Origin of the sequence: Staphylococcus caeli, assembly GCF_900097965.1 — a bacterium.
Classification (GTDB): domain Bacteria; phylum Bacillota; class Bacilli; order Staphylococcales; family Staphylococcaceae; genus Staphylococcus; species Staphylococcus caeli.
Window position 1 is genome coordinate 171,455 of sequence record NZ_FMPG01000004.1, and the last position, 23,497, is coordinate 194,951.

General features: G+C 33.6%; 25 protein-coding genes. 17 read left to right on the forward strand and 8 right to left on the reverse strand.

The window, feature by feature from the left end; all coding sequences use genetic code 11:
- The first annotated feature begins 71 nt into the window (after window positions 1–71).
- Window positions 72–731: a potassium channel family protein gene (locus BJS11_RS06895; RefSeq protein ID WP_069994825.1), complete on the forward strand. Its 660-nt coding sequence runs from the start codon at window positions 72–74 to the stop codon at window positions 729–731.
- A gap of 267 nt (window positions 732–998) precedes the next feature.
- Here BJS11_RS06895 and rnjA read toward each other — a convergent pair whose 3' ends face one another.
- Together rnjA and BJS11_RS06905 are read right to left on the reverse strand one after the other, a co-directional pair.
- Window positions 999–2,759, reverse strand: a complete 1,761-nt coding sequence (gene rnjA / locus BJS11_RS06900) for a ribonuclease J1 (protein ID WP_069994823.1) — start codon at window positions 2,757–2,759, stop codon at window positions 999–1,001.
- Window positions 2,759–2,974 (reverse strand): DNA-dependent RNA polymerase subunit epsilon, encoded by a 216-nt coding sequence (locus BJS11_RS06905; RefSeq protein ID WP_069994822.1) that lies wholly within the window; start codon window positions 2,972–2,974, stop codon window positions 2,759–2,761. The genes rnjA and BJS11_RS06905 overlap by 1 nt, the downstream gene beginning before the upstream one ends.
- A gap of 485 nt (window positions 2,975–3,459) precedes the next feature.
- Here BJS11_RS06905 and BJS11_RS06910 point away from each other — a divergent pair, with 485 nt between their 5' ends.
- Entirely contained in the window at window positions 3,460–3,732 is a 273-nt protein-coding gene (locus tag BJS11_RS06910; RefSeq protein ID WP_069994820.1) for a hypothetical protein, read from the forward strand.
- Window positions 3,733–3,784: 52 nt separating this feature from the next.
- Here the strand turns inward: BJS11_RS06910 and def are convergent, their stop codons facing one another.
- Window positions 3,785–4,336 carry a peptide deformylase gene (def, locus tag BJS11_RS06915; protein ID WP_069994818.1) on the reverse strand — a complete coding sequence of 184 codons (552 nt, stop codon included), beginning with the start codon at window positions 4,334–4,336 and terminating at the stop codon, window positions 3,785–3,787.
- A 126-nt stretch (window positions 4,337–4,462) separates the two neighbouring features.
- Here def and BJS11_RS06920 point away from each other — a divergent pair, with 126 nt between their 5' ends.
- From BJS11_RS06920 to auxB, 12 genes are all read left to right on the forward strand, one after another.
- Window positions 4,463–5,089, forward strand: coding sequence for a YkyA family protein (locus BJS11_RS06920; protein ID WP_069994816.1), 627 nt, complete (start codon window positions 4,463–4,465; stop codon window positions 5,087–5,089).
- A 265-nt stretch (window positions 5,090–5,354) separates the two neighbouring features.
- Entirely contained in the window at window positions 5,355–6,467 is a 1,113-nt protein-coding gene (gene pdhA / locus BJS11_RS06925) for a pyruvate dehydrogenase (acetyl-transferring) E1 component subunit alpha (RefSeq protein ID WP_069994814.1), read from the forward strand.
- A 3-nt stretch (window positions 6,468–6,470) separates the two neighbouring features.
- On the forward strand, window positions 6,471–7,448 hold the full coding sequence (locus BJS11_RS06930; protein WP_069994812.1) for an alpha-ketoacid dehydrogenase subunit beta: 978 nt from the start codon (window positions 6,471–6,473) through the stop codon (window positions 7,446–7,448).
- Between the two features lie 146 nt (window positions 7,449–7,594).
- Window positions 7,595–8,890 (forward strand): dihydrolipoamide acetyltransferase family protein, encoded by a 1,296-nt coding sequence (locus BJS11_RS06935; protein ID WP_069994809.1) that lies wholly within the window; start codon window positions 7,595–7,597, stop codon window positions 8,888–8,890.
- Window positions 8,891–8,893: 3 nt separating this feature from the next.
- A complete protein-coding gene (lpdA, locus tag BJS11_RS06940) occupies window positions 8,894–10,300 on the forward strand; it encodes a dihydrolipoyl dehydrogenase (protein ID WP_069994798.1) in 1,407 nt (468 codons plus the stop codon).
- A gap of 244 nt (window positions 10,301–10,544) precedes the next feature.
- Window positions 10,545–10,823: a UPF0223 family protein gene (locus tag BJS11_RS06945; protein WP_069994797.1), complete on the forward strand. Its 279-nt coding sequence runs from the start codon at window positions 10,545–10,547 to the stop codon at window positions 10,821–10,823.
- A 165-nt stretch (window positions 10,824–10,988) separates the two neighbouring features.
- Window positions 10,989–11,528 (forward strand): helix-turn-helix domain-containing protein, encoded by a 540-nt coding sequence (locus BJS11_RS06950; protein WP_069994796.1) that lies wholly within the window; start codon window positions 10,989–10,991, stop codon window positions 11,526–11,528.
- A 10-nt stretch (window positions 11,529–11,538) separates the two neighbouring features.
- Window positions 11,539–12,639, forward strand: a complete 1,101-nt coding sequence (locus tag BJS11_RS06955; RefSeq protein WP_069994795.1) for an ABC transporter ATP-binding protein — start codon at window positions 11,539–11,541, stop codon at window positions 12,637–12,639.
- A complete protein-coding gene (locus BJS11_RS06960; protein ID WP_069994793.1) occupies window positions 12,626–13,429 on the forward strand; it encodes an ABC transporter permease in 804 nt (267 codons plus the stop codon). The genes BJS11_RS06955 and BJS11_RS06960 overlap by 14 nt, the downstream gene beginning before the upstream one ends.
- A gap of 5 nt (window positions 13,430–13,434) precedes the next feature.
- Window positions 13,435–14,247 carry an ABC transporter permease gene (locus BJS11_RS06965; RefSeq protein WP_069994791.1) on the forward strand — a complete coding sequence of 271 codons (813 nt, stop codon included), beginning with the start codon at window positions 13,435–13,437 and terminating at the stop codon, window positions 14,245–14,247.
- Window positions 14,247–15,320 carry an ABC transporter substrate-binding protein gene (locus tag BJS11_RS06970; RefSeq protein ID WP_069994790.1) on the forward strand — a complete coding sequence of 358 codons (1,074 nt, stop codon included), beginning with the start codon at window positions 14,247–14,249 and terminating at the stop codon, window positions 15,318–15,320. Before BJS11_RS06965 ends, BJS11_RS06970 begins: the two co-directional genes overlap by 1 nt.
- A gap of 73 nt (window positions 15,321–15,393) precedes the next feature.
- On the forward strand, window positions 15,394–16,482 hold the full coding sequence (gene auxB / locus BJS11_RS06975) for a lipoteichoic acid stability factor AuxB (RefSeq protein WP_069994788.1): 1,089 nt from the start codon (window positions 15,394–15,396) through the stop codon (window positions 16,480–16,482).
- A 56-nt stretch (window positions 16,483–16,538) separates the two neighbouring features.
- Here auxB and BJS11_RS06980 read toward each other — a convergent pair whose 3' ends face one another.
- Window positions 16,539–17,894 (reverse strand): Nramp family divalent metal transporter, encoded by a 1,356-nt coding sequence (locus BJS11_RS06980; RefSeq protein ID WP_081333063.1) that lies wholly within the window; start codon window positions 17,892–17,894, stop codon window positions 16,539–16,541.
- Between the two features lie 253 nt (window positions 17,895–18,147).
- Window positions 18,148–18,759 (reverse strand): YktB family protein, encoded by a 612-nt coding sequence (locus BJS11_RS06985; RefSeq protein ID WP_069994784.1) that lies wholly within the window; start codon window positions 18,757–18,759, stop codon window positions 18,148–18,150.
- 256 nt (window positions 18,760–19,015) lie between these two features.
- Between BJS11_RS06985 and BJS11_RS06990 the strand changes: the two genes are divergently transcribed.
- Window positions 19,016–19,831, forward strand: a complete 816-nt coding sequence (locus BJS11_RS06990) for an inositol monophosphatase family protein (RefSeq protein WP_069994776.1) — start codon at window positions 19,016–19,018, stop codon at window positions 19,829–19,831.
- A 106-nt stretch (window positions 19,832–19,937) separates the two neighbouring features.
- Here BJS11_RS06990 and BJS11_RS06995 read toward each other — a convergent pair whose 3' ends face one another.
- On the reverse strand, window positions 19,938–20,129 hold the full coding sequence (locus tag BJS11_RS06995) for a DUF5325 family protein (RefSeq protein ID WP_069994774.1): 192 nt from the start codon (window positions 20,127–20,129) through the stop codon (window positions 19,938–19,940).
- A 99-nt stretch (window positions 20,130–20,228) separates the two neighbouring features.
- On the opposite strand from BJS11_RS06995, the gene typA reads away from it, so the two are divergent.
- On the forward strand, window positions 20,229–22,076 hold the full coding sequence (gene typA / locus BJS11_RS07000) for a translational GTPase TypA (RefSeq protein ID WP_069994772.1): 1,848 nt from the start codon (window positions 20,229–20,231) through the stop codon (window positions 22,074–22,076).
- 106 nt (window positions 22,077–22,182) lie between these two features.
- Here the strand turns inward: typA and BJS11_RS13295 are convergent, their stop codons facing one another.
- Both BJS11_RS13295 and BJS11_RS07005 read right to left on the reverse strand, forming a co-directional pair.
- Window positions 22,183–22,356, reverse strand: coding sequence for a DUF2197 domain-containing protein (locus tag BJS11_RS13295; protein WP_081333061.1), 174 nt, complete (start codon window positions 22,354–22,356; stop codon window positions 22,183–22,185).
- A 1-nt stretch (window position 22,357) separates the two neighbouring features.
- Complete coding sequence (locus BJS11_RS07005) at window positions 22,358–22,840, reverse strand: hypothetical protein (RefSeq protein WP_069994770.1); 483 nt, start codon at window positions 22,838–22,840, stop codon at window positions 22,358–22,360.
- A gap of 337 nt (window positions 22,841–23,177) precedes the next feature.
- On the opposite strand from BJS11_RS07005, the gene BJS11_RS07010 reads away from it, so the two are divergent.
- Window positions 23,178–23,453, forward strand: a complete 276-nt coding sequence (locus BJS11_RS07010) for an Fpa/YlaN family protein (RefSeq protein WP_069994767.1) — start codon at window positions 23,178–23,180, stop codon at window positions 23,451–23,453.
- The last annotated feature ends 44 nt before the right edge of the window (window positions 23,454–23,497 follow it).

The following is a 23,497-nucleotide window of genomic DNA, read 5'->3' on the forward strand; positions in this document are numbered from 1 at the left end:
ATGGTTATATATTGATGCTGTAAGGTATTGATATGGTAGCCATGCCACGATTTTTAAATTGGAGGACACACATGGATAAAGAATATGTGGTAATTGGTTTAGGTCGATTTGGCGGTAGTATTGTCAGAGAATTAAACGCATTAGATATGGATGTTATGGCGATTGATATGAATGAGGCGCGTGTTAATGAATATAGTGACATTGCGACACATGCCGTCGTTGCTGATACGACTGATGAGGCAGTGATGAAAAGTTTAGGTATTAGAAATTTTGATCATGTCATCGTTGCTATTGGAGAAAATATCCAGTCTAGTACATTGACAACATTAATTTTAAAAGAATTAGGTGTAAAAAAAGTAACAGCTAAAGCGCAAAATGATTATCATGCAAAAATTTTGAATAAAATTGGTGCAGATACTGTCGTACATCCAGAAAGAGATATGGGTAGAAGGATAGCTCATAATGTTGCTAGTGCGAGTGTCTTAGACTATTTAGAACTTGCTGATGAACACTCTATTGTTGAAATTAAAGCAAGTGAGAAGATGGCAGGACAAACTATTATTCAATTAGATATTCGTGCGCAATTCGGAATAAGTATTATCGCTATTAAGCGCGGTAGAGAGATACTTGTGTCTCCAGATCCTAATATCAGCATTGAAATAGGCGATATATTGATTATGATTGGTCATGACAATGACTTGAATCGCTTTGAGAAAAAGGTAGTGCGTTAATAGGCATTACTTATTGAAGTGAAATAAATTGCCAAAGAACACGGTTAGAAAGCAAATTTTCTAATAAAAATTTCGTAAACAGACCCAACATGGATGACTTGGGTTGATAAAACTTCAAATGAAGATACGCAAAAATAAAAAGCTATGAAGTAACATTCTATTTAAACATAGAATGTAAGCGTCATAGCTTTTTTGTATATATTAAGATTCAGATTGATCTGTACTTTTTTGATTCGTTTGTTGATTTTGCGAATCGTTTGCAGATTTTTAATTTGATTGCTGTTTGTTTGATGGTTTTGAGTGATTTTTACCAGGCTTACTATTTGGCTTTTTCGTAGGTGATGGATTACTATCTTCATTAACTTTCATAATGACAGGAAGAATCATCGGTTTACGGGCTGTTTTTTCATATAAATATGGTTGTAATGTTTCAATAATTGATGATTTTATTTGATGCCATTGGATATCTTGATTTTGATTTAATTTACCAATGACGTCTGTTTTAATTCTGCGTTGTGCATCATAAATTAATTGACCTGATTCACGCATATAAACAAAGCCTCTAGAAATAATATCAGGGCCCGATAATAATTTGTTCGTCTTGAAGTCGATACTTACAACAACGATAACTAAGCCTTCTTCAGAAAGTAATTTTCTATCGCGAATAACGACATTACCAATATCACCGATACCGCTACCATCAACTAGGACATTACCAGATGGAATTCTGCCTGCTTTACGGGCGGAATCATGTGTTAGAGCTAATACATCACCAATATCAAAGATGAAGACATTATCAGGATCAACCCCACATTCAACACCGGATTGACCGTGTGCTTTTAACATACGGTACTCACCATGAATAGGTAAGAAGAATTTTGGACGTAAGAGACGTAACATTAATTGTTGATCGCCTTTAGAACCATGTCCTGACGTATGGATATTTGACACTTTATTATGAATAACTTCAGCACCCGCACGATAAAGTGCATTGATTGTGCGGTTAATACTTTTCGTGTTACCCGGAATTGGTGATGAACTAAATACTACTGTGTCTTCAGGTATTATCTTGATTTGTTTGTGAGTACCATTTGCAATTCTTGAAAGAGCTGCCATTGGTTCACCTTGAGAACCCGTACAGAGAATTAATAATTCATGTTTAGGTACTGTATTAATCTTGTTAGGTTCTACAAAAGTTTCCGGTGGTGCTTTGATATAACCTAATTCCATGCCAATTTTAATATTGTTTTCCATCGAACGTCCGAAAGTAACAATTTTACGATTGTGCTTAATTGCAGCTTCTACTGCTTGTTGTACACGGTAAATATTTGATGCAAATGTTGCGAAAATGATACGTCCGCTACAATTACGGAATATTTTTTCAACATTTTGACCCACTTCACGTTCACTTAAAGTGAAATCAGGTACAAGTGAGTTCGTAGAGTCAGAAAGCAAACATAATACGCCTTCTTCACCTAACTTAGCCATTTTCGCCATATTTGCAGGTTCACCGACAGGGGTAAAATCGAATTTGAAGTCCCCAGTATGAACAATATTACCTTCTGGTGTATTTACAATTACGCCATACGCTTCCGGAATACTATGTGTTGTTAAATAGAAAGAAACTTCAAAGTGTTTTGATTTAATTACGCTACTCTCATCAATTTCTATCATTTCAGTCGTTCTCAATAAGTGATGTTCTTCTAATTTATTTCTAATTAATCCCAAAGCTAATGGTCCGCCATAAATAGGTACATTAATTTGTTTTAATAGGTAGGGCACACCACCTATATGGTCTTCGTGTCCATGTGTGATAAATAATCCGACGATTTTATCTTGATTTTGTACGAGATAAGTAATATCAGGAATAACATAATCAATACCTAATAAGTTATCGTCTGGAAATTTAATACCGGCGTCGATAATTACAATTTCATCTTGATACTCAACAGCATATGTGTTTTTACCTATTTCGCCTAGGCCACCAAGAGCATAAACTGCAACTTCGTTTTTATGAATTTGTTTCATTATTCAGCCTGCTCCACGTTAAAGTGATCAGATTGTTTTTCATATTCTAAATGTGCGCCCTCTAATTTAGTAATAAATTCAATGTTGAAATTACGATCTTTTAAATATCTTCTTACTTGTTCTTCTGTTTGAGCTTCAACATAAATTGTTTGTGTATTTTCACGTACAATTACTTCTTCTTTATTATGTTGATAAAATACTTTAAATACTGCCATTTATTTATTTCCTCCTAAAAATCATGTGTTGATTTTTTTTATTTATTTTTATTGTTTGTCCCTAGATTTTAAATTGACGGTAAGTTGAAAAGTAAATAATTCAAACATTAGTATTTCGAAATACCATGTGAAGTCAATATATAAAATAGAACATACTAGCTTGCCCAGTATGTTTCTAGAGAATTTTCGTGCTTAGTTCGTTCGATTAGAAAAACACAAATAACATCATTTGCATGTTTTCAGTTATTTCTTATTTTACATGATGTACTAGAATAAATAAAGCAGTTTTATCTTGTCTATGCGATTAACCTGCATAACGACTTATTCTTTAAAATGAAAATTATGGATTAACTACTTGAAACAAAGAAAATCAATAAAAAGAGAAGATATAACTTGAGTAGCTTGCTAAATTTATTTAAGATGAAGAGACAAACAGTTTAATAGAATTTGTAATAGTTTGGAAAGTATCGTTGAGGGTGATAATTATGGACCGAGTCAAAAAAATTATTGAAGATGTAAGGCAAGAGAAGAAACGTACGGATAAAATCTTTCAAGATATTACATTTGAAGTACGTGCTGAGCAAGTATTAATGTTTTTTAATTATAACGAAATTATCGATAACGTGAATGGTGATCAAAATTATGTTAAACATAATCATGACCCTGAATTTATCGATATACAGCAACTGAACCAACTTAAGTCTGAGCTAAAAGAACTCGATGTACCATTTCACGAACGTAGAGATGACTTCATGTAAAAAATACCGTTAGCAAAAGAGTATATTGCTAACGGTATTTTCATATTACTGATTAAACTTCCACTGCGTCGGCATGAGGCTGGAGTGGGTTGTCACTATCTATATGATCATAAAACATAATACCATTAATATGATCAATTTCATGTTGTACAACAATCGCAGGATAGCCTGACAAGCGTAATTTCACTTCTTTGCCATCAACATCAGTAGCTTTTACAGTAATTCTGTTTTTACGATGCACTAAGCCAGGGATGTTCTCATCAACACTTAAGCATCCTTCACCAGTTGGTAAATAAGCTTCTTGAATACTATGACTCATAATTTTAGGATTAACTAACATGAGATCATACGATTTGCCATTACCATCATCTGGTAAATAAACAGCAATCATTTTTTTTGAAACATTGATTTGTGGTGCTGCAAGTCCTACACCGGAACGTAAACCATATTTGTTAGCAGTTTCTTCGTCTTGACTATTAATCAAGAATTCGCGCATTGCTAATAATGTCATACGATCTTCTTCTGAAAGTGGCAAAGTTACGTCTTGTGCTTTTTCACGAAGTGTAGGATGACCATCTCTTATAATATCTTTCATTGTTAACATTTGTTCATACACCTTCCTTATTATAAAATATACCAAAGTTAGATAGGAAAAATACAGTAATAGATTTGATTTATTATAAAATATTATATAACATAACACACACATTTAAAGGAGGATTTCTAAAAAATGAAATTAAAATATGGCATTGGTGCAGTCATCGCTTCTACTTTACTGGTTGCAGGTTGTACAACAGATAAAGGTGAAATCAAAGATTATAACGCACAAGTACAAAAAGCATTTGATGAAGAAAAAACAGTATCTTCTGTTGGAAAAAAATTAAATAAACTTGAACAAGATAAGCAAAAATTAGTTAAGAAAATAAATGGTAAAAATCAACAAAAGGTTAAAGAAACATCGGGAAAAGTTGTTGATAATGTTGAAGAGAGAGAAAAAGAATTTAAAAAAGAAGAAAAAGCAATAGATGAATCTGAAAAGCAGTTCAAAAAAGCAGGGAAACATCTAGATAACATTAACAACAAGCAGAAGAAAAAAGAAGTCAAAGATTTGGATGACGCTTTAAAAGCGAAATATAAAGCACATGATGAATACGCTAAAGCATACAAAAATATTATGAGTAAAGAAAAAGCAATGTTTGAATATACAGCTGGTGATCAAGTTGAACAGGCACAAATTGATAAAAAATCAGAAGCTGTTTCAAAAGCGTATAAAGATATGAATAAAGCATTCAAAAAATATTCCAAAGCTATGAATAAAGTTAATAAAGAAAAAGAAGAAGTAGATAGCATATCTTAATTAGATAAGCGTGCTGTTTGAATTTTGCAAAATTTAAATATAATATGTTAGTTGAGTACGCTTTCATTTTTAGGGAAAAGAAAAATTAGAGCTAGTACATTTTGAGTAGTACAGTATTCGGAAAAACAGTAGTACAGTCTCGAAACTGTACTGGTTTTATGTATTACAGAACTTTTTTAAATTGTTTAACAGTGTAACAGTTTTGTGGTACAATGTGAAAGGATAAAATGAATTTCTATTATACGGGAAAGGTTTGGTGAATTGAATGGCTCAGAAATTGAAAGCCCAATTCGATGCAGAGAAAGTATTGAAAGATACTGAATCGCAATTTGAAATGATTCAAATTTTGAATGAAGATGGCAATGTTGTTAATGAAGATTTATTACCAGATTTGTCAGATGAGCAGTTAGTTGAATTAATGGAGAGAATGGTTTGGACACGTATTCTTGACCAACGTTCTATTTCATTAAATAGACAAGGAAGATTAGGTTTCTACGCGCCAACTGCTGGACAAGAAGCTTCACAATTGGCATCACAATATGCTTTAGAACAAGAAGACTTTATTTTACCGGGTTATCGTGATGTACCACAATTAATCTGGCAAGGTTTACCGTTGACTGAAGCTTTCTTATTCTCAAGAGGACACTTCAAAGGTAACAGAATGCCTGAAGGCGTAAACGCATTAAGCCCACAAATTATTATTGGTGCACAGTATGTTCAAACAGCTGGTGTTGCACTTGGTATTAAAAAACGTGGTAAGCAAGCTGTAGCAATCACATACACTGGTGATGGTGGTTCGTCACAAGGTGATTTCTATGAAGGTATCAACTTTGCTTCAGCTTACAAAGCGCCGGCAATTTTCGTAATTCAAAACAACAACTATGCAATTTCTACACCACGTAGTAAACAAACTGCTGCAACAACTTTAGCGCAAAAAGCTATCGCTTGTGGTATCCCAGGTCTACAAGTAGACGGTATGGATGCATTAGCAGTATATCAAGCTACTAAAGAAGCGCGTGATCGTGCTGTAAATGGTGAAGGCCCAACATTAATTGAAACTATTACTTACCGTTATGGTCCACATACAATGGCTGGTGACGATCCAACGAAATACAGAACTTCTGATGAAGATTCTGAGTGGGAGAAAAAGGATCCATTAGTTCGTTATAGAAAATTCCTTGAAGCAAAAGGTTTATGGACTGAAGAAAAAGAAAATGAAGTTATTGAGCGTGCAAAAGCTGATATTAAAGCTGCTATCAAAGAAGCAGACAATACAGAAAAACAAACTGTTATTGATTTAATGGATAATATGTACGAAGATATGCCTCAAAACTTAGCAGAACAATATGAAATCTATAAAGAGAAGGAGTCGAAGTAACCGATGGCACAAATGACAATGGTACAAGCGATTAACAACGCGCTTAAAACCGAATTACAAAACGACGAAAATGTTTTACTTTTCGGTGAAGACGTCGGTGTTAACGGTGGTGTTTTCCGTGTAACTGAAGGTTTACAAAAAGAATTCGGAGAAGATCGTGTATTTGATACACCATTAGCTGAATCTGGTATTGGTGGTTTAGCATTAGGTTTAACTACACAAGGATACCGTCCAGTAATGGAAATACAATTCTTAGGATTCGTATTTGAAGTATTCGACTCTGTAGCAGGACAAATCGCACGTACACGTTTCCGTTCAGGTAACTCTAAACAAGCACCTGTTACAATCCGTGCTCCATTTGGTGGTGGCGTTCATACACCAGAATTACACGCCGACAACTTAGAAGGTATTTTAGCTCAATCACCAGGTTTACATGTTGTAATTCCATCTAATCCATATGACGCTAAAGGTTTATTAATTTCTGCAATCAGAAGTAATGACCCAGTCGTATATTTAGAACATATGAAATTATATCGTTCATTCCGTGATGAAGTACCTGAAGAAGAGTACACAATTGAAATTGGTAAAGCGAATGTAAAACAAGAAGGTAACGACATTACACTTATTGCTTACGGTGCAATGGTTCAAGAATCAATGAAAGCAGCAGAAGAATTAGAAAAAGAAGGTTATTCAGTTGAAGTTATTGACTTACGTACTGTTCAACCAATCGATATCGAAACACTTGTTGCTTCAGTAGAAAAAACAGGCCGTGCTGTTGTTGTTCAAGAAGCACAACGTCAAGCTGGTGTAGGTGCTGCAGTTGCATCTGAATTAGCAGAGCGTGCAATTCTTTCATTAGAAGCACCAATCGCACGTGTTGCAGCAGCTGATACGGTTTATCCGTTTACACAAGCTGAAAACATTTGGTTACCAAACAAAAACGATATTATTGAAAAAGCAAAAGCAACTTTAGAATTTTAATATTTCCTTAAATGAGGTAGCATAAAACGATTCTTCGTTGATAGCTACTTCATTCAAGTTTATATATATAATATGAAGACTCGAGTAGACTTGCTCTGTCGTATTTCTAATTTTGACTTAATATGAATTTTTAGGAGGATAATAACGTGGCATTTGAATTTAAATTACCCGATATTGGTGAAGGTATCCACGAAGGTGAAATTGTAAAGTGGTTTGTTAAAGCTGGAGATACAATTGAAGAAGATGATGTATTAGCAGAAGTACAAAATGATAAATCTGTTGTTGAAATTCCATCACCTGTTTCTGGTACAGTTGAAGAAGTATTAGTAGAAGAAGGTACTGTCGCAGTTGTTGGTGACACTATCGTTAAAATTGATGCACCAGATGCAGAAGATATGCAATTCAAAGGTAGTGAAAGTGATGACTCTGCAAGTGAGTCAACAGAAGCGCCTGCAGAAGAAAGTGCTAAAGAAGAAGCAGCCCCAGCACAATCATCAAATGAAGAAGTTGATGAAAGTAAACGTGTTAAAGCTATGCCTTCAGTGCGTAAATATGCACGTGAAAAAGGTGTTAACATTAAAGCTGTTTCAGGTTCAGGTAAAAATGGACGTACAACAAAAGAAGATGTTGATGCATACTTAAATGGTGGACAAGCAACACCTTCAAACGAAAGTGCAGCAGTAGCTAGCGAAGAAACTTCAGCACCTGCACAACCAGCAGCTGTTTCTACAGAAGGCGAATTCCCAGAAACAACTGAAAAAATTCCTGCAATGCGTAAAGCAATTGCTAAAGCAATGGTTAACTCAAAACACACTGCACCTCACGTAACATTAATGGATGAAATTGATGTTCAAGAATTATGGGATCACCGTAAAAAATTCAAAGAAGTTGCAGCTGAGCAAGGTACTAAACTTACGTTTTTACCTTACGTTGTTAAAGCACTTGTTTCTGCACTTAAGAAATACCCAGCGCTTAACACTTCATTTAATGAAGAAGCAGGCGAAATTGTGCATAAACATTACTGGAACATTGGTATCGCAGCAGACACTGACAGAGGTTTATTAGTACCAGTTGTGAAAAATGCTGATCGTAAATCTATGTTTGCAATTTCAGATGAAATTAATGAACTTGCTGTTAAAGCACGTGATGGTAAATTAGCAGCAGATGAAATGAAAGGTGCTACTTGTACAATTAGTAACATCGGTTCAGCTGGTGGACAATGGTTCACACCAGTTATCAACCACCCAGAAGTAGCTATCTTAGGTATAGGCCGTATTGCACAAAAACCTATCGTTAAAGATGGGGAAATCGTAGCTGCGCCAGTCTTATCATTATCATTAAGCTTTGACCACAGACAAATTGATGGTGCTACTGGACAAAATGCTATGAATCATATTAAACGTTTATTAAATAATCCAGAATTATTATTAATGGAGGGGTAAAACATGGTAGTTGGAGATTTCCCAATTGAAACAGATACTATTGTAATCGGAGCAGGACCTGGTGGTTATGTTGCAGCAATTCGTGCAGCACAATTAGGTCAAAAAGTAACAATCGTAGAAAAAGGCGAACTTGGTGGTGTATGTCTGAACGTTGGATGTATTCCTTCAAAAGCGTTATTACACGCTTCGCATCGTTATGATGAAACTAAAAACTCTGAGAATTTAGGTGTAATTGCTGAAAGTGTTTCACTTAAATTTGATAAAGTTCAAGAATTCAAACAATCAGTTGTTAAAAAATTAACTGGCGGTGTTGAAGGACTATTAAAAGGTAACAAAGTTGAAATCGTAAAAGGTGAAGCTTACTTTGTAGATAATAATAGCCTACGTGTTATGGATGAGAAAAGTGCACAAACTTATAACTTCAAACACGCGATTATTGCAACTGGTTCTAGACCAATTGAAATCCCTAACTTCAAGTTTGGTAATCGTGTAATTGATTCAACTGGCGCTTTAAATTTACAAGAAGTTCCTGGTAAATTAGTAGTCGTTGGTGGCGGTTATATCGGTTCTGAATTAGGAACTGCTTTTGCTAACTTCGGTTCAGAAGTTACTATCTTAGAAGGGGCTAAAGATATCTTAGGCGGTTTCGAAAAACAAATGACGCAACCTGTTAAAAAAGGTATGAAAGAAAAAGGCGTTGAAATTGTAACTGAAGCAATGGCAAAATCTGCTGAAGAAACAGACAATGGTGTGAAAGTAACATACGAAGTAAAAGGTGAAGAACAAACAATCGACGCTGACTACGTATTAGTTACTGTAGGACGTCGTCCAAACACTGATGAATTAGGTTTAGAAGAATTAGGACTTAAATTTGCTGATCGTGGATTATTAGAAGTAGATAAACAAAGCCGTACTTCTGCTGATAATATCTATGCAATTGGTGATATCGTTCCTGGTTTACCACTTGCTCATAAAGCAAGCTATGAAGCTAAAGTTGCTGCAGAAGCAATTGCTGGTGAAGCATCTGAAGTTGACTACATTGGTATGCCTGCAGTATGTTTCACAGAACCAGAATTAGCTACAGTAGGTTACACAGAAGCACAAGCTAAAGAAGAAGGTTTAGCAGTAACAGCTTCTAAATTCCCATACGCAGCTAATGGTCGTGCATTATCATTAGATGATACAACTGGTTTTGTTAAATTGTTAACACTTAAAGAAGATAATACTTTAGTAGGTGCACAAGTTGTAGGAACTGGCGCTTCTGATATTATTTCTGAATTAGGTTTAGCAATTGAGTCAGGTATGAATGCTGAAGACTTAGCGTTAACAATTCATGCTCACCCAACATTAGGTGAAATGTCTATGGAAGCAGCTGAAAAAGCATTAGGATTACCTATCCACACAATGTAATAGAAACCTAAACTTATAAAATCTAGGTTACGTTTATGAAGATACGTATAAGCACAATAAAACAGTATATTTCGTCTGAATTTGTGTCCTAGTATAAAGTTTCTTTTGAGAGCGAGAAAATGAAATCAAAATGATGTTTTGATTTCTATCTCGCTCTTTTTTATTTGCTTTTGATAAAAATTACGGTTATTTTCATATAAAATAGAGAAATTAATATTACAATCTAGAAAGGTGGCAGCAATATATGGAGTATCAATATCCAATTGATTTGGACTGGTCTAATGAAGAAATGATGCAAGTAGTCTCATTTTTTAATGTAATTGAAGCATATTATGAATCAAGTACTGAAGGAGAGCAATTGTTAAAGCGCTATAAGCAATTTAAACAAATTGTTCCTGGTAAAGCTGAAGAAAAGCAAATTTTCAATGAATTTGAAAAAAGTAGTGGTTATAGTAGTTACCATGCAGTTAAAGCTGTGCAAAAATCACCAGATCAAAAATATTTTTCTGCAAAAAGCAAATAACTATTGTCTTTATAGCTATATTCTGATATTTTTATTAAGCATTAAACTTAATGTTTGATAATTGTAAACAGGATATAGCTATTTATTTTGAGCGTATTTGAATAATTAGTGATTACCCATATCTGTCAAACTTTGAGTTCAAATTATTTCATAAAAGGTGAATACATGGAGATTGGTAAGAAATTAAAAAATTTAAGGAATATTAAAAATTTAACGCAAGAAGAACTTGCTGAGCGTACAGATTTATCTAAGGGTTATATTTCACAGATTGAAAGTCAACATGCTTCGCCAAGCATGGAAACATTTTTAAATATATTAGAGGTATTGGGTACAACACCTAGTGATTTTTTTAAAGCACCAACTGAAGAAAAAGTATTATATAAGAAAGCTTCTCAAATAGAATATGATGAGTATGATAAAGGCTATGTATTGAATTGGCCAGTAACACAATCAAATGAATTTGAGATGGAGCCACTATTGTTAACATTACGTCCTAATGCTTCTTATAAAAATTTTGAACCTTCTGCATCTGATACGTTCATTTACTGTTTAAAGGGAAGTGTGACATTAGAATTAGGAGAGAATACATATAATGCAGACTCAGGCGATGCGTTGTATTTTAAGGCGGATCAAATACATCGATTAGTGAATCGCACAAATAAAGAAGCACGTGTGATGATTGTTGTGACTGCATCATATTTATAGGAGGATTTATATGAAACCATTATTATCGTTCAAATCTGTGAGTAAGCACTATGACGACCTACAGATATTAGATCAAATAGACATAGACATTGAATCAGGTCACTTTTATACATTACTAGGTCCATCTGGGTGTGGTAAGACGACGATTTTAAAATTAATTGCAGGATTTGAAGCAGTTGATGGTGGAGAAATTATTTATCAAGGAAAGGCAATTAATCACATGCCTGCAAATAAACGCAAGGTTAATACGGTTTTCCAAGATTATGCATTGTTTCCACATCTAAACGTCTATGATAATATAGCATTCGGTTTAAAATTAAAAAAATTGACTAAGAATGAAATCGATAAAAAAGTAAAAGAAGCACTAACACTCGTAAAATTAAATGGATATGAGTCGCGAACGATAGATGGCATGAGTGGTGGACAAAAGCAACGTATTGCAATTGCACGTGCGATAGTTAATGAACCGGAAATTTTATTATTAGACGAATCGTTATCTGCATTGGATTTAAAACTGAGAACAGAAATGCAATATGAATTAAGAGAAATCCAAGCGCGACTAGGTATCACTTTTATTTTTGTTACCCATGATCAAGAAGAAGCACTAGCACTTAGTGACTACATCTTTGTAATGAAAGATGGCAAAATTCAACAGTTTGGCACGCCAACTGATATTTACGATGAACCTGTCAATCGATTCGTTGCTGATTTTATTGGTGAATCGAATATCGTTGAAGGGAAAATGATTGAAGACTACGTTGTTAATATATATGGCCAGAATTTTGAATGCGTAGATATGGGTATTCCGTCACAGAAAAAAGTTGAAATTGTCATTCGACCAGAGGATATTTCATTGGTAGATGCACAGAATGGATTGTTTGAAGTTACAGTAGATTCTATGCTATTTAGAGGTGTACATTATGAAATCAATTGCATTGATCGTAAAGGATATGAATGGATGATTCATTCAACGAAAAAAGCGGAAGTAGGCAGCAAAGTAGGTTTATATTTTGATCCTGAAGCGATTCACATTATGGTGCCGGGAGAGACAGAAGCAGAGTTTGATAAGCGTATTGAAAGTTATGAGGAGCAAGAAAATGCGAAAAATTAATAACTTTTTATTTATACCTTATGTATTATGGATGATTTTATTTATTATTGTCCCTGTACTGTTACTAGTCTATTTTTCTTTATTCGATATAAATGGACATTTTAGTTTTGCAAATTATAAGCAAATACTGTCATGGAAATACTTTTTTATGATTTGGGACTCTGTACTATTTGCTGCAATTATTACAATCATAACGTTGGTAATAAGTTACCCAGCAGCTTATTTCATACGTTCATCTAAGCATCAAGGATTGTGGTTAATGATCCTTATAATCCCGACATGGATTAATTTACTACTGAAGACCTATGCATTTATTGGGTTATTAAGTCATGATGGTATTATCAATCAAATATTGAGTTTGCTACATTTACCAAAAATGGATTTACTTTTTACTGTACCTGCATTTTTACTTGTTGCGAGCTATATTTATATTCCATTTATGATTTTACCTATTTTCAATAGTATGAAAGATATTCCCAATAATATTTTGCAAGCATCTAGTGACTTAGGGGCAAGCCCATTTACAACATTTAGAAAAGTCATTCTACCTCTAACTAAGCAAGGTGTGTTAACAGGCATTCAAGTGACATTTATTCCTGCTTTATCTCTATTTATGGTTACGCGACTTATAGCAGGTAATAAGGTGATTAATATTGGGACAGCTATTGAAGAGCAATTTTTAGTTATCCAAAATTATGGCATGGGTTCAACCATAGCATTATGCTTAATCGTCTTTATGGCGTTTGTCTTAATTATTACTAATACAAAATCTACAAATGGAAGAGGGTGATTGGGATGAAGTGGTACGGTAAATTATATATTGGCATATTAATTGCAGTTCTATACATCCCAATTCTCTTTTTAATGATTTATTCATTTAATTCTGCAGGTAATATGGTTCACTTTGAAGGGTTTACACTTGAGCATTACCAATCATTATTTAATAATGAACGACTGATGTCTGTCATTTTTAATACGATAGCTGTTGCGCTTTTAGCCGCAGCGTTTGCGACAGTGATTGGAACAATGGGTGCTATCGGTTTGTATCATTTAAGAAATAAAAAACTTAAGGTGTCATTACTAACATTAAATAATGTATTGATGGTGTCTTCGGATGTCGTTATCGGTGCATCATTTTTAATTATGTTCACAGCAATTGGACATATTACTGGGTTAGGATTAGGCTTCTTTACAGTTTTGATTTCACATATCGCGTTTTGTATTCCTATTGTTGTCATCATTGTATTACCTAAATTGTATGAAATGAATGATCATACATTGAATGCTGCACGTGATTTAGGTGCAACGGAACTACAAGTTTTAAATAAAGTCATGTTGCCTCATTTAATGCCGGCAGTGATCGGTGGCTTTTTTATGGCCCTTACATATTCACTTGATGACTTTACAGTAAGTTTCTTTGTTACTGGTAATGGATTTAGCGTGTTATCTGTTGAAGTATATGCAATGGCGAGAAAAGGAATAAGTATGGAAATCAATGCTATTTCTACAATATTATTTGTTGTTATTATGCTAGGCATACTCGGATATTACTTGATTCAGTACTTGATAAAACAGAATAAACAAAGTAGACGAGGGGTGCGACAATAATGAAGCGATTTTTACAACTAATAATAATTTCAATTGTTGTTGGTATCATTTGTTTACTAATTAGCCAAAAATTTGTTTCGAAAGATCATTCTGCAAATGGTGAAAAGATATATGTTTATAATTGGGGAGAATATATTGATCCGAGTCTTATCAAAAAATTTCAAAAAGAAACCGGCATTGAGGTAGTTTATGAAACTTTTGATTCAAACGAGGCGATGGAAGCAAAGATTCGTAATGGTGGTACTAACTACGATGTTGCTTTTCCAAGTGAATATACGGTACAAAAATTAAAACGTGAACAGTTGTTATTGCCATTGAATCATGAGAAAATTCCGAATATGAAAAATTTAGATCAAGATTATATGAATATGTCTTATGATCGTGATAACAAGTATTCAATACCCTACTTTTTTGGCACTGTCGGCATTTTATATAATAAAAAGGCATATCCAAACGATAAATTTGATTCTTGGCAACAACTCTTTAGTAAAAAGTATGAAAATGACGTATTACTGGTTGATGGTGCAAGAGAAATTATAGGTTTAGCATTGAATAAATTAGGTTACAGTTTAAATGATGTAAACAAACAACATTTAGATAAAGCAGAAAAAGACTTAAATCAATTAAGCCCAAATGTAAAAGGTGTTGTTGGTGATGAAATCACTATGATGCTAGAACAACATGAGGCAAATATTGCTGTTGTTTGGAGCGGCGTTGCAGCGCCACTCGTACAAGAGAATGATGATTTTGATTATGTTGTACCCAAAGAGGGATCAAATTTATGGTTCGACAATATGGTTATTCCAAAAACTGCGCAAAATAAAGATGGCGCCTATAAATTTATAAATTTCTTATTAGATGAACAAAATAGTAAGCAAAATACTGAATGGGTAGGGTATGCAACACCAAATAAAGCAGCACGTGAGAAACTGCCTGATGAAGTGAAAAATGACAAACGTTTTTACCCATCTCAAAAAGAACAAGAACGATTAGAAGTATATAAAGATTTAGGAAAAGAAACTTTAGGCGAATATAATGAAAGATTTTTAAACTTTAAAATGTCCTTGAAATAAGACAGAGTTAGTAGTTATTTTGACATTTATTCGATATAATAGTTTGACAAGCAATATAAGGAGTTGTAAAGACATGTCAGGAGAGCAATATACTCAAGTTAGGCGTCCAGTGAGTCGACTAGCAGAAAAAGTATTAGGTTGGTTAAGTTGGGTATTTTTATTATTACTAACCGTTATTACGATGTTTATTGCACTAGTATCATTTAGTAGTGAGACATCTATACAAAATTTAGAAACGACTTTGAACGGTAATGACTTCGTTCAACAAATATTAGCAAGCAACAGTTTAAATACGACACAATTCGTGATTTGGTTACAGAATGGGGTATGGGCAGTTATTGTATACTTCATCGTATGCTTACTGTTATCATTCTTAGCATTGATTTCAATGAATATTAGAATTTTATCTGGCTTTTTATTTTTAATTGCGACAGTCGTTACATTGCCGTTGGTATTATTATTTGTTCCATTAATCATTCCAATTCTATTCTTCATCGTAGCAATCATGATGTTTGCACGTAAAGATAAAATTGAAACGGTACCTATGTACTATAACGAGGGGTATCAAGGGCGTTATGCTGATTATGAACAACCATCACAACCATCACCTCAATATTATGAAAGAGAACAATCTTCTGGCACTGAACAACAAGTTTCTCATGATAATCAACTTAGAAGAGGTGGATATACTTCAGAGGTTGCTGAAAAAGTAAATGGAGATAATCATGCTTCGGAGGAAGAACCTCAAGTACTCTCCAGACAAGCAAAATATAATTATAAACAAAAGCAACAAGATGAATCACAAAGTACCAATGATGAGTTTGGTAACGTGAGTAATGTTTATGATGAGCAGGGTTATTCTGAAGCGGATTACAATCAACAACAACAAGATGCTGAAGATAAGAAACGACGTCAACAAGCTGAAGCTGAAGAAGCAGCCAGATTAAAACAAGAAAAAGCTGAAGAAAAAGCACGTATTAAACAAGAGAAAAAAGAACGAAGACAACGTGAAAAAGAAAGACGTAAACAACAACCAAGTGCAGTAAATCAACGTAGACAAAATTTTGAAGAACGAAAAAAAATGACTTCTCATGAAGCACAATCAGAAGAAACCAAAGCACAATCAAAAGAGACTGAACAGCAAAATAGTGATAAATCTTAATATGAAGAAAACCGATTGCTACACCGCATATAGTGAGTAGCAATCGGTTTTTATTTTTATAATTCTTGGAATGTTTGTACGATTAAGTAGATATTTAAAATACTCAAAATTATAATTAGGAACCATGAAATGATGTTGACCCATGTTCTATTTTTAAACTGCCCCATAAGATCTTTATCATTTGTAGATAATTGCAATGGTATCAATGAAAACGGTAAGGCTAAACTTAAAAATACTTGTGAGAAAACTAATAATTGTTCCATTTTTGCTTCATTACCGTTAAAAATTATCAAGCAAATAATAATTGGTAATATTGCAATTAAACGTGTAATTAATCGACGTAACCAGTTGGGTATTTTTAAATTTATAAATCCTTCCATTACGATTTGACCTGCCATAGTACCAGTAATAGTTGAATTCTGACCTGATGCAAGTAATGCAATCGCAAATAATGTACTCATAATCGCACCCATAGAAGCACCGAGCAGTGGTTGTGATTTTAATGCTTGATATAAATCATAGAATCCACCGAGTTGCTCTGTATTTACACCAAAAAAGAGTGCTGCACCTAAAACCAATAATAAACAGTTTACGACAAAAGCGATAGATAATTGAATATTGGAATCCATCGTTGCATATTTGATTGCATGAGCTTTAGATGACGTGCTGTTACGATCGTACATACGTGATTGAACGATAGAAGAATGTAAGTATAAATTATGTGGCATTATCGTTGCACCAATAATGCCTAATGCTATAAATAGTGCACCGTTATCTGTAATTATAGTCTTGCTTGGAACAAATCCATTTAACACATCAGTAACATGAGGCGAAGCAACAAACACTTCGAATATAAAAATTACAAGTACAGTGAAGATCAAAGTACCTACAATAGCTTCAATTTTTCTAAAACCAAAACGCATGATAAATAACAGTAAGAATACGTCAAATACTGTAATAAGCGCACCTATGAGTAATGGAATCCCAAATAATAAATCTAGTGCAATTGCACTACCTATAACTTCAGCAATATCTGTTGCAATAATTGCAAGTTCGGCAATAATCCAAAAAATAAATGCGATTGGTTTACTTAAATAATGCCTTGTGGCTTGTGCTAAATCCATACCTGTTGCTATTCCTAACCTCACTGTCATACTTTGTAATAACATTGCTGACAGACTTGAAAGTAAAATTACGAATAGCAAAATGTATCCAAATTGGGCACCGCCTTGCATTGAAGTGATCCAATTTCCAGGATCCATGTAGCCAACTGCGACTAATAAACCAGGTCCCAGATAGGAAAATAATTTTTGGCTAAATTTACCTTGTGTATTAATTGAAACCGTATTATTGATTTCATCTAAACTTTTATTATGGGTTTGAATTTGTTTAGACAATACCCCCACCTCCATATTGATTTATTAACATTCTATAGATTACCCCAAAACTTTTGTTAGGTCAACCTAAAAATTAATATTGGAACACTAAATATATATCTAAATTAAATTTACATTTTAAAATTATCGTTTCAGAATATTATGGATTGTATTTTTGAGAGTGAATAAATGTGTTTGATTGTTGTTTTAATTTGTATGATTGGATATAAATTGAAAAATGGAACAGCAATCTTTATTGAATAAAGAAATACTGCCCCATAAGTCACGACTATTTATAGAATTTTATTAAGTACTCAAAAGTATCTTCCAAATAATTTAAAAATGCTTTATCGGTTTTAAGTTGATCAGCGCCGGGCGTTAAGGTACGTGCTACAAAAAATTCGCCTTTTTTGACTTCTTTTACGCGTTTAAATGCTTTGGCTAAGTCATCGTCTGTCATGTCATGAATATATGTTTTAACTTGGCTCATGTGGTCTTGACTGATGCTGAAATCATTTGGTAATTGTTTTAATGTTTCAACATTTTCTTCGAATACTTTAACTTGCTGTGCTTTATTTTTATCTTCGTGCATCACACCATACATGACAAATAATTGATCTTCGAATAGTCCGATTTGGAAGTGGGGTTGCATTTTATAGCCACGATTGTTGGTAGCAAATGCCACCCAAGTATCTTTTGGTGGATTAACGCTTCTGCGTGCGTGTTTCGCAACGTGAGGATAGAATACCTCACCAGTAGCAGTTTCTAAGTATTGGGCAAAATAATCGCCTAAAGCATTGAGTTGTGGTCGCACACGTTCATTTAACGCTTCCATTCTGGCATCTAATCCATCAACAGTGAATGCTTTGAAATCTTTAGGTTTGAATGTATATTTTGTCATTGAATCCTCCTATGTCAGTCCTTTTTAAATATTGTAGCATAATCTAATACGTTAAACATTTGCTTTGTTTGGATAATTCAAGGAATGCTGGTAAGTGTTTATTGTCATTTTGTTTGGTGTGAAAATGATAAGTTAATTAAGGTGAGAATTTTAAGTAATTTTAAAAAATGATAAATGTTGTGGTAAATAAATGTTGACGAATATCTTTTTGTGTATCAATTCATGTATAATGAACATTGAATAAGGAGCTGATACAATGACTGTTTACGAATTTGCCAAAGGACTTATATTAGAAGCGGGAATCAATGTAAAAAAAATAATGAAACAAGATATAGAAATTGAAACAAAATCAAATCCTAATGATCTAGTGACAAATGTTGATAAATCTACTGAAAAATATTTATTTGATAACATAAAAAAAACTTATCCAAATCATTTTGTAATTGGTGAGGAGGGGCACGGCCATGATTTAAAAGATGAACATGGTGTAGTATGGGTGATTGATCCGATTGATGGGACATTAAACTTTGTGCATCAACAAGAGAATTTTGCGATTTCTATCGGCATTTATCATAATGGAGAACCATATGCGGGCTTTGTATACGATGTAATGAATGATGTATTGTATCATGCTAAAGTAGGAGAAGGTGCATTTGAAAACGGTACTCGGTTACCAGAAATTAAAGATACACCTTTAAAAACAAGCATTATTGGTATTAATCCAAACTGGTTAACCAAACCTCGTTTAGGCGACATGTTTAAACCAATTGTAGATGAAGCGAGGAGTGCGCGTGCATATGGCTCAGCAGCGTTAGAAATTGTACATGTAGCGACAGGTAAACTGGGTGGATATATTACGCCAAGGTTGCAACCATGGGATTTTGCCGGCGGGTTGATTATTTTGAGTGAAGTTGGTGGAAGAGGTACAAATTTATTAGGTGAGTCGCTTTCTATTTATGAACCTAGTCCTATAGTAATGGCAAATCAGAAATTACATGCTGAACTAATAGAAAATCATTTTGAAAAACATATTGAAACAGTACGGTTATTACAAAATCGGCTGAAAAAATAACTTATTTCTGGCAGAACTACTTATTTTAACTGCAAGAAAAACAGCATCATCATCCTAATTATTAGGACAATGATGCTGTTTGTATTATATATTAAAATTCATTTTATTATAGCCAGTCATTTTCACGATATTTCTTTTTTAACGTGAAACCGCAACCAAATGTTGCAATGAATAATATAAATGTTAAAATCATGAATGGAACATTTGTAGCAGCTAAACTGAAGCTAAATAATAGTAAAAATACTATTGCAACAACAGCGAGTACCCAGAATATTGCTTTTGATTTTTTTTGTTGCATGCCTACCACACCTTTATAGTTTTTTTAACCAATTATATGATATAATAAAAAAGTTGCAAAGAAAAGTGGGAATTTACTCGAGAAAGGAAATTATATAAAATGACTAAATTTAGAGAAGATGTTCGTAATATAGCTATCATCGCTCACGTTGACCATGGTAAAACAACACTTGTAGATGAGCTATTGAAACAATCAGGAATTTTCCGTGAGAATGAGCATGTAGATGAAAGAGCTATGGATTCAAATGATATTGAAAGAGAACGTGGTATCACAATCCTTGCGAAAAATACTGCAGTTAATTACAAAGATAATCGTATTAATATATTAGATACACCAGGACACGCCGACTTCGGTGGAGAAGTTGAACGTATCATGAAAATGGTTGATGGTGTTGTATTAGTTGTAGATGCTTATGAAGGTACAATGCCTCAAACACGTTTTGTATTGAAAAAAGCATTGGAACAAAACTTAAAACCAGTTGTTGTAGTAAATAAAATTGACAAACCAGAAGCGAGACCAGAAGGTGTAGTTGACGAAGTATTAGACTTATTCATCGAGTTAGAAGCTAATGATGAACAACTAGATTTCCCAGTTGTATACGCATCTGCAGTTAATGGTACTGCTAGTTTAGACCCAGAAAAACAAGATGAAAATATGCAATCACTATATGAAACAATTATAGATTACGTTCCTGCTCCAGTAGATAATAGAGACGAGCCATTACAATTTCAAACAGCATTATTAGATTATAGTGACTATTTAGGACGTATAGGTGTAGGTCGTGTGTTTAGAGGAACAATGCGTGTAGGCGATAACGTATCACTCATTAAATTAGATGGTACTATTAAAAACTTCCGCGTAACAAAAATCTTTGGTTTCTTTGGTTTAAAACGTGAAGAAGTTAATGAAGCATACGCTGGTGATCTAATTGCTGTATCAGGAATGGAAGACATTAACGTTGGTGAAACAGTAACGCCAACAGATAACCAAGAAGCGTTACCAGTATTAAGAATTGATGAACCAACATTAGAAATGACTTTCAGAGTGAATAATTCACCATTTGCAGGCCGCGAAGGTGATTATGTTACTTCTCGTCAAATTCAAGAACGTCTTGATCAACAATTAGAAACAGATGTGTCATTAAAAGTTACACAAACTGAATCTCCAGATAAATGGATTGTTGCAGGTCGTGGTGAACTACATTTATCAATTCTAATTGAAAACATGAGACGTGAAGGCTTCGAATTACAAGTTTCTAAACCTCAGGTTATTTTAAGAGAAATTGATGGCGTAAAATGTGAACCATTTGAACGTGTACAATGTGAGGTGCCTCAAGAGTATACGGGTGCTGTTATTGAATCACTAGGCCAACGTAAAGGTGAAATGGTTGATATGGTTACTACAGATAATGGTTTAACACGTATTATCTTCATGGTACCAGCACGTGGTTTAATTGGTTACACTACTGAATTTATGTCACAAACACGTGGTTATGGTATTATCAACCATACATTCGAAGAGTTTAGACCTCGTGTTAAAGGACGCATCGGTGGTAGAAGAAATGGTGCATTAGTATCGTTAGACCAAGGTAAAGCAAGTTCATATGCAATCATGGGCTTAGAGGACCGTGGTACAAACTTCATGGAACCAGGTACAGAAGTATATGAAGGTATGGTTGTTGGTGAACATAACCGTGAAAATGACTTAACAGTCAACGTTACAAAAGAGAAAAACCAAACAAACGTACGTTCAGCTAATAAAGACCAAACAGTAACGATGAAACGTCCTAGAGTGATGACGTTAGAAGAAGCTTTACAATTTATCAATGATGATGAGCTTGTAGAAGCAACGCCTGAAAATATCCGTATTAGAAAAACAGTATTAGAGAAAAATGCGCGTGAAAAAGAAGCGAAACGTATTAAACAACTAATGCAAGAAGAAGAATAAATAGTAATTGTATGAATTAAAAGCGCTCATCCACAACAAAATGGATGAGCGCTTTTTTAAGTTTGAAGTACGAGACGATTAAATAAAATTGTGTTTTGGCTTCACATCAACGGTGATTATATGTTGTATCTTGATGACGCTGTTTTGGCGTATCTAGTCTACTCTTACATTCATCACACATGAACGTATGCATAGGATCATTTCTTAATCGTTTTGCTATTACTGTGTTTTCATCTATAAAGACTTCTGTATCACAAATGATACATTGCACTTTTTTCATATTAAATCACCTCGATACCAGTGATATATTCAAATTGATATGAATAACCTTCTTCTGGAATATAAACGAAACTATCAACAGCATAGTCGTCATAAAGTTTTTTACCGTCTCTAGCGAATTGGAAAAAGAGATAAGGCAGCAAATCAATTGGAACTTCAATAGATGCTTTATCATTATATAAGCGAATTGTAGTTGCATCATCCTGTGGTTCTGCATTTTTGAAAAATGGAGATACATTGATCACAAATGATTGTTCTAAAACAGCTCTTTTTTTATATTTAATTTCGGAATTTAATGTAGGGGGATTTGTTTGCCCTTCTAAAATAGCTCTATTCCATTCACGATTATCATCAAAATTGATTGGTTTTGTACCGTCAAAAACACCTTGTTCTAAATCTTCAATTTGAACTTTTCTATCATCAAAAATCCAAGTTGTACTGTCTAACGTTATTGGAAATTTAACTGCGCCTTTAATTTGAATCATATTCCCACTCCTATTGGTTTCTTACTTATATTAATAATTGCTATGAATCATAACCATTTTCAAAAAGTTAAAAATGACTTTTTTGTGAATAAAATACATTTTTATTTATATCATCTAATTTAAAACTATAGATAAATATTGGTATAAAATAATGAAAACCCTTTATTCAATGGCTTGATTAACATATTTTCATTATAAATCGTAGTAATATAAGTTGTCGTTATTATAATTTTATCACAAATAAAGGCTGTACGTATATTCTTGAATTCGCTTGCTTTTTGCGATTTAGTAAGATACACTCTTGATATAAAGTTACAATTGATAGGGGGAGTATGTCTTGGTAAAATCTCAGAATATTAATAATGCGGCATATGACCAGTTGAATAAAGATGCTGATAGGATTCTCCAACTTATTAAAGTTCAAATGGATAATCTTACATTACCTCAATGCCCATTGTATGAAGAAGTTCTTGATACGCAAATGTTTGGATTACAAAAAGAAGTAGACTTTGCAGTTCAACTAGGTTTAGTTGAGAGTGAAGTGGGCAAAGACTTAATGTTACGCTTAGAAAAAGAACTTTCTAAATTACATGAAGCATTTGTAAATGTTTAATTGGTTGCAATTGATTTACTTTACTGTTTAAATGATAAATACCA